The sequence below is a fragment of the Amycolatopsis rifamycinica genome, from assembly GCF_000695625.1.
GTDB lineage: Bacteria > Actinomycetota > Actinomycetes > Mycobacteriales > Pseudonocardiaceae > Amycolatopsis > Amycolatopsis rifamycinica.
In genome coordinates this window covers 261,623-267,622 of sequence record NZ_JMQI01000068.1, presented here as the reverse complement: position 1 = coordinate 267,622, position 6,000 = coordinate 261,623, and the positions used below count along the sequence as shown (strand labels likewise).

Below are 6,000 nucleotides of genomic sequence, written 5' to 3'. Positions count from 1 at the left end.
CCGCTTCGGCCGCCGGCCGCCGGGTGGGCCCGCCGCATCGATCGATCGCATAGCGCGCCGCCGCTGACGGCGATCAGCTCATCAGCCTAGTTACGGCGGAGACGCCCGCTGGCAGGGTCGAAGCCATGCCACCCTCCGATCGCGCTACAGCAGACGCTCACGCCGAAGCAGCACGTCAGGCCATCGAGCAGGGAAGGACCAGCGCCGACCCGATCAGTCTGGCTACGGCCGAGGCGCTCTTAGCCATCTTCCACCAGCTCAAGCACATGGATGACCACTCGGTCGCCTCCGACCAGGTATCCACTCTGATTGGGGCCATCGACACGCTCACCTACAAGCTCTCTGATCACTAGCGGCCACCACCCCGAAGCCGGATCATGACTACGGCCGGTAGCACCGCGTCAAGGCGGGAAAGCGTGCCTTGACCCGGCACCACCGGCCGCGTGCTGGCTTCGTATCGGGGTGATGGGGGAGGTCTGGGCGTGGGCCAGGTCATGCCATTAGCGTGCCATTCAGGCCGGTCAACCAAGGTCAACAAGGGGTACCACGAGGTAGGCCCGCCCGCAGGTCAGGGCCACTTTCGAGCATGATCACCCTGGTTCCCAAGCTGAATACGCGGGTTCGATTCCCGTCATCCGCTCTCAAGTCGAGGTCCAGCGTTGTACTCGCTGGACCTCGACTTTTACGTCGCCTAGGTTGGGCTTGTGAAGCTACCGGCCTCACCTAAGCTCCCCGTATCCGCCTTCCAGCGGCACGCCTTGTTCAACGCGCCCAGACCACGTCGTGTTACCTCTTGTGCACCCCACGATGTGGTCGCGTACTCCAACCTCGTAACAACGCGAGCCTGCGCAGCGACACTTACCGCCGACCGATACACGATCTAGCCAAAACACGCACGACACGAGGTTTCGTTACGAGACGGCGACAGTGGGTCGCGTATGCTCCACACAGGACGGAGGACCGCACGATGGAAGTTGAGCCCCCATCACCGCCGGGCGAGAGCGATTTAGGCAGCCTCCTGGACAGCCGCCTTTCCTCCATCGGACTTACGACGGCTGACGTACCGGCCCTGACGGAAGCTTTTGAGAGAAGCGCCGGTTTAATAAACAGAGCAAGAAAGCTAACCGAAGAATCATTTGCTGACATCGATAGTCCGATCGATATTATCGGATTTGGTTCACTGGCTCGCCACGAATTCACCTCGGCGTCCGACCTGGACTACCTGGTAGTTACCTACGGACTTCAATCGGAGACAAATACTACGCGTCGGTTTTTGCAGCATGCAGACCTGCTTCGCAACCGGTTGATCGAAGGCGTAGAACTTAACGGGCCCGGCGCTACTGGAGTCTTTGGTCGAGTTATCTCTGCTCCTGACATGGCCGAGAGGATCGGCTTAGAAGAAGACACCAATCACTCCCACACGAGACGAATTCTCCTCCTAGAGGAATCGACTTCCCTTTTTAAGCCAGATCTCCATCTTAAGCTACTAGAAACAATCATTAAGCGATATCTGTACGATCGCGTCCGAGGACGAGACAACGTTCCACGTTTCCTACTTAACGATATCGTGAGATACTGGCGCACAATTACCGTGGATTATCAGGCCAAGACCTCGAAGGGTACGGCCTACTCACTTCGCTACCTGAAGTTGCTCACCTCTCGAAAGCTTACCTTTGCGTCATCTATAACTCCGCTTATAGAATGCCAAGACATAGCGCACGACGCCGTCGTCGATCACCTAGTCGCCGCATATCAGGAGCCACCGATACTGAGGCTTCTTCGCCTCGGAAGACGGCTTCAAACCGATGAAGAAAAGAACGAGCTGCGATCAATCATAAAGATCTCCGATAAATTCACCAGCAATCTAGGGTCAAAGGACTGGCGCGACGCCGTCGGTTCGGACTGTCAAGCATTAGACCCTCGAGAAACGCCAAACTTCGGGACCGCACGACTCGATGGCAAGAACCTGCAGGATCACCTGCAAAATCTATTCACCTCGTCAAGCGTTGAGCACTTCACGAAGAAGTACCTGATCTTCTAGGCGGCCTTAATGGATTACTTTCATCACCCCAGAGAAGTCGGTTACCTTTGCGAATCATGCGACTTCGAACTCTGGACTCCAATCGCTACCCTCTCGACCTCTACATTGGGCCTCTATGACGATAGCCGATTCCGCGGTCGCTGCATACTCGCCCTACACGATCATTATGACAACCTGGCAGAGCTCCCAGAAAATATGGCCGCCTCCTTCATGGAAGATATAAGAATCGCCTCGGTGGCGATTCAAAAAGCAAGCGGTGCCGATCGAATGAACTTAGCGATATTGGGAAACAGGGATCCACACATTCATGCGCACCTTATTCCCCGCTTCCCTTTGGAGGAAGAGTTTCCACGGGACAGCCCATGGAAGGATTCACGCGTTAAGGAAGCCCTGCCTCAGAACCTCAAAGAACGTTTAGTTAGCGACATTGCGGCCCATCTAATCCGCACGCCGATAGCTTGATATCCGAGAATCTAAAAATCTGACGTGTACCGCAGGCAAGCCGGTTTCCTCCGCGCGGGCCAGCGCCTCGGAAGCCGACGCGGAACCCAAGCGGTGCAACAACTCCGCCCGCGACGCGTGCCACCACGGGTAGTCATCCAGGCCCGTCAACGCGTCCACCAGCGCCAATGCCGCGGCCGGGCCGTCGCGTTCCGCCACCGCGGCCGCGCGGTTTAAGCGGACCACCGGTGTGTCCTGCACCGACAACAGCACGTCGTACCAGGAAATCACCGCGTTCCAGTCCGTCGCTGAATACGACGGGGCGAGGTCGTGGCAAGCCGCTATCGCTGCCTGGACCACGTACGCGTTCGGCGTCGATGGTGTCCGGCGCAGTGCCCGGCCGACCAACGCGACGCCTTCCTTGATCAGCGACGCGTCCCACAGCGAACGGTCCTGCGCCGACAGCAGCACCGGCTCGCCGGAAGGCAGGAACCGCGCGGGGCGGCGGGCGTCCTGCAGCAGCACCAACGCCAGCAATCCCAACGCCGTCGGCTCGTCCGGCATGAGGGACACCAGCAAGCGGGCCAGGCGAACAGCCTCGGAAAGGAGCGAAACCCGGCCCGTGTAGCCCTCGTTGAAGATCAAGTACACCGTCGACGCCACGCCGGCCAAGCGGGAAGGCAGCTCCTCCGCCGACGGGACGCGGTACGGAATTCGCGCCTGAGCGATCTTCTGCTTCGCCCGCGTCAGCCGCTTCGCCATCGTCGCTTCCGGGACCAGCAAGCCGCGGGCGACTTCCGCGGTCGACAAACCGCCCAATGTCCGAAGCGCCAAAGCCACCTGGGCCTCCAGGGACAACGCCGGGTGGCAGCACGTGAAGACCAGCCGCAGCAGGTCGTCGCGGACCGAAAGCGGGTCCGGGTGCGGGTCGATCGATGGCATCGCGACGGCCTCCTTCCCGAGCCGCTTCGCCTCGCGGCGGGCCACGTCCACCGCGCGGTGGCGGGCCGTCACCAGCAGCCAGCCGCGGGGGTTGGCGGGGACGCCGTCGCGCGGCCACGTCTCCAGTGCGCGCACGACGGCGTCCTGCACCGCGTCTTCGGCCAGGTCGACGCTGCCGGTGACGCGGACCAGCGTGGCCAGTACCCGGGTGCCCTCGTCCCGGACCAGCCGCGCGACCGCGTCCCCGGCGCCGGTCACTTGCCGAAGTCGACGACCGGGCGGACCTCGATGGCGCCGTCCCAGGCGCCCGGGATGCGGGCGGCGACCTTGACCGCTTCATCCAGGTCGGCGCATTCGAGCAGGTAGAACCCGGTGAGGGCTTCCTTCGTCTCCGCGTACGGGCCGTCGCTGGTGACGATGTCGCCGCCCTTGCCGCCGGTGACGCGGACCGTCGTCGCGGTGGCCGTCGGGTACAGCGCCGCGCCGCCGCGGATCACCGCGGCCGCGCCCGCGCCGAACTCGTCGTAGTCCTTCATCATGTCCGTCGCCTCGGGCGTGGTCGGGTCGATGTCCGTGGCGTAGATGATCGCGGCGTACTTGGGCATGAGGGGCTCCTCACAGATCCTGACCGGCGCCGATCGCCGGCTTTCACTGTAAGGACGAACGGGCGAAGCCGCGCCGGGACACTTGCCGCGGAGAAAGTCCGGCGGGCAGGGTGAACGGATGGGAGAGCCCGCGTTGTTCGGCCCGGACTTCGATCGCGACCCCTCACCCGCCTACACCTGGCTGCGCGAACGACCGCCGCACCGGCTCGCCTTCCCCACCGGCACCTGGGCCTGGCTGATCACGCGGTACGCCGACGCCGTGACGGCGCTCAACCACCCCGCCCTGGTCAAGAGCCCCTCCGCCGGCAATGAGGAGTGGCGGCGCGCGGGCATGGGCCTGCCGCTCGACCACCGGCCGTCGCTCGCCTCGAACATGATCAACACCGATCCGCCCGAACACGCCAGGTTGCGGCGCGCCTGCGCCGGCGCGTTCGGCCCACGCCGGATGCGGCACCTGCGTGAGCGGGCCCAGCAGGTGACCGACGAGCTGCTCGACGCCGTCGAGGCGCGCGGGCGCGGCGACCTCGTCACCGACCTCGCCTACCCGCTGCCGATCGCGATCATCTGCGACCTGCTCGGGGTGCCCGAGCGGTACCGCGAAGACGTCCACGAGTGGTCACTCGTCATCGACTCCGCCGACGACACCGACGACGCCAAGGTCCGCGAAGCGACCGACGTCCTGGAACGGCTGGTCACCGAGGTCGTCGAGGCCAAGCGGGCGACGCGGGACACCGACCTGATCAGCGACCTCGTCGCGCAGGAGGCCACCGGCGAGCTCTCCGCGGACGAGGTCACGTCGACGGCCTTCCTCATCCTCATCGGCGGCCACGAGACGACGGTCGGGCTGATCGCGACCGGCGCGCTCACCCTGCTGACCCACCCGGCCGAAGCGGCGAAGGCCCGGACCGGCCCCGCTCACCGCGCCGCCGTCATCGAGGAGACGCTCCGGCTGCACGCGCCGCTGCAGAACGCGACCTGGCGGTTCCCCACCGAGGACGTCGAGATCGGCGGCCGGCTCATGCGCCCCGGCGACCCCGTCCTCGTCTCCGTGCTGGCCGCCAACCGGGATCCCGCGGCGTTCGCTGACCCGGACGCCTTCCGGCCGGGACAGCGAGCCGGAGAACGGAAGCACCTCGCGTTCGGCGCCGGGCCGCACCTGTGCATCGGCGCGGCGCTGGCCCGGCTGCAGGCCGACGTCGCCTTCGAGACCCTGCTCCGCCGCCTGCCCGAAGCCCGGCTCGCCGTTCCCGAGGAGGAACTCACCTGGTGGCCGAGCCCGATCACCCGCGGGCTCTTCCACCTGCCAATCGAGGTCTAACCCTCGACGAGCTCCCACTCCGAGTCCGGCGTCGCGCGGTCGTACACCTGGCCCGGCGCCGCCTTCAGCACCGTGCGGACGTCCGGGTACAGGTTCGCCACGTGCTCCAGCTCCAGGCCCTCGACCTCGAAGTCCTCCGCCTCCGGGACCTCGAAGCCGACGAACAGCCAGGTGCCGTCCTGCTCGCGGACGACCTGGCGGACCGCGCGGACCGGCTGCTCCGGGCCGGTCGGGATCTCGGTCAGGCCGGTGCTGATCTGGGCTTCGTCGTCCGGTGAGCCCTCGTACTCCCAGGCCGCGCGGCGCTGGGTGAGCAGCCGGATGTCCTCGTCCTCGTCGTCCGAGCCGGTCACCGACGAGAGCAGCCACGTGCGGCGCTCCGGGTCCCAGTCGGCGGCCATCCCGGTCGGCAGGCCCGCCAGCGCGGTCAGCTGCGGCAGCAGCTCGACGGCCTCGCGCAGCGACATCTTCCGGAAGCTCTCCCGGTTGACCAGCACGTCGTCGGACAGCTCGGTGCCGTCGCTGATGAACCAGTCGTCCTCGTCGTCCAGGACGACGAAGCCCAGCGCGTCGGGGTCGTTCACCAGGGCCAGCGCGATGATGACCGGCCCTTCCGGGTCCTGGCGCAGCGGCCATGCGGTCGACATGCGCCA

Annotated in this window: 6 protein-coding genes; 3 read left to right on the top strand and 3 right to left on the bottom strand. The window is 65.2% G+C overall.

Features of this window, described 5'->3' with window-relative positions:
• Positions 1-125: 125 nt before the first annotated feature.
• Together DV20_RS33950 and DV20_RS45205 are read left to right on the top strand one after the other, a co-directional pair.
• The gene (locus DV20_RS33950) at positions 126-353 is read left to right on the top strand and encodes a hypothetical protein (protein WP_043787246.1); all 228 of its coding nucleotides are present in this window, start codon (positions 126-128) and stop codon (positions 351-353) included.
• A 614-nt stretch (positions 354-967) separates the two neighbouring features.
• Positions 968-2,041, top strand: a complete 1,074-nt coding sequence (locus DV20_RS45205) for a DUF294 nucleotidyltransferase-like domain-containing protein (protein WP_152603792.1) — start codon at positions 968-970, stop codon at positions 2,039-2,041.
• A gap of 438 nt (positions 2,042-2,479) precedes the next feature.
• Here the strand turns inward: DV20_RS45205 and DV20_RS33945 are convergent, their stop codons facing one another.
• Positions 2,480-3,682: an RNA polymerase sigma factor gene (locus DV20_RS33945; protein WP_043787245.1), complete on the bottom strand. Its 1,203-nt coding sequence runs from the start codon at positions 3,680-3,682 to the stop codon at positions 2,480-2,482.
• Positions 3,679-4,029, bottom strand: a complete 351-nt coding sequence (locus DV20_RS33940) for a YciI family protein (RefSeq protein WP_043787244.1) — start codon at positions 4,027-4,029, stop codon at positions 3,679-3,681. Before DV20_RS33940 ends, DV20_RS33945 begins: the two co-directional genes overlap by 4 nt.
• A 118-nt stretch (positions 4,030-4,147) precedes the next feature.
• Between DV20_RS33940 and DV20_RS33935 the strand changes: the two genes are divergently transcribed.
• Positions 4,148-5,347, top strand: coding sequence for a cytochrome P450 family protein (locus tag DV20_RS33935; protein WP_235191055.1), 1,200 nt, complete (start codon positions 4,148-4,150; stop codon positions 5,345-5,347).
• Here DV20_RS33935 and DV20_RS33930 read toward each other — a convergent pair.
• Positions 5,344-5,994 carry a hypothetical protein gene (locus DV20_RS33930; RefSeq protein WP_043787243.1) on the bottom strand — a complete coding sequence of 217 codons (651 nt, stop codon included), beginning with the start codon at positions 5,992-5,994 and terminating at the stop codon, positions 5,344-5,346. The two genes, DV20_RS33935 and DV20_RS33930, sit on opposite strands and share 4 nt — an antisense overlap.
• Between the last annotated feature and the right edge of the window lie 6 nt (positions 5,995-6,000).

Coding starts and splice junctions, on each gene's coding strand:
- DV20_RS33950 (WP_043787246.1), top strand. CDS start 126: ATGCCACCCTCCGATCGCGCTACAGCAGACGCTCACGCCGAAGCAGCA.
- DV20_RS45205 (WP_152603792.1), top strand. CDS start 968: ATGGAAGTTGAGCCCCCATCACCGCCGGGCGAGAGCGATTTAGGCAGC.
- DV20_RS33940 (WP_043787244.1), bottom strand. CDS start 4,029: ATGCCCAAGTACGCCGCGATCATCTACGCCACGGACATCGACCCGACC.
- DV20_RS33935 (WP_235191055.1), top strand. CDS start 4,148: ATGGGAGAGCCCGCGTTGTTCGGCCCGGACTTCGATCGCGACCCCTCA.
- DV20_RS33930 (WP_043787243.1), bottom strand. CDS start 5,994: ATGTCGACCGCATGGCCGCTGCGCCAGGACCCGGAAGGGCCGGTCATC.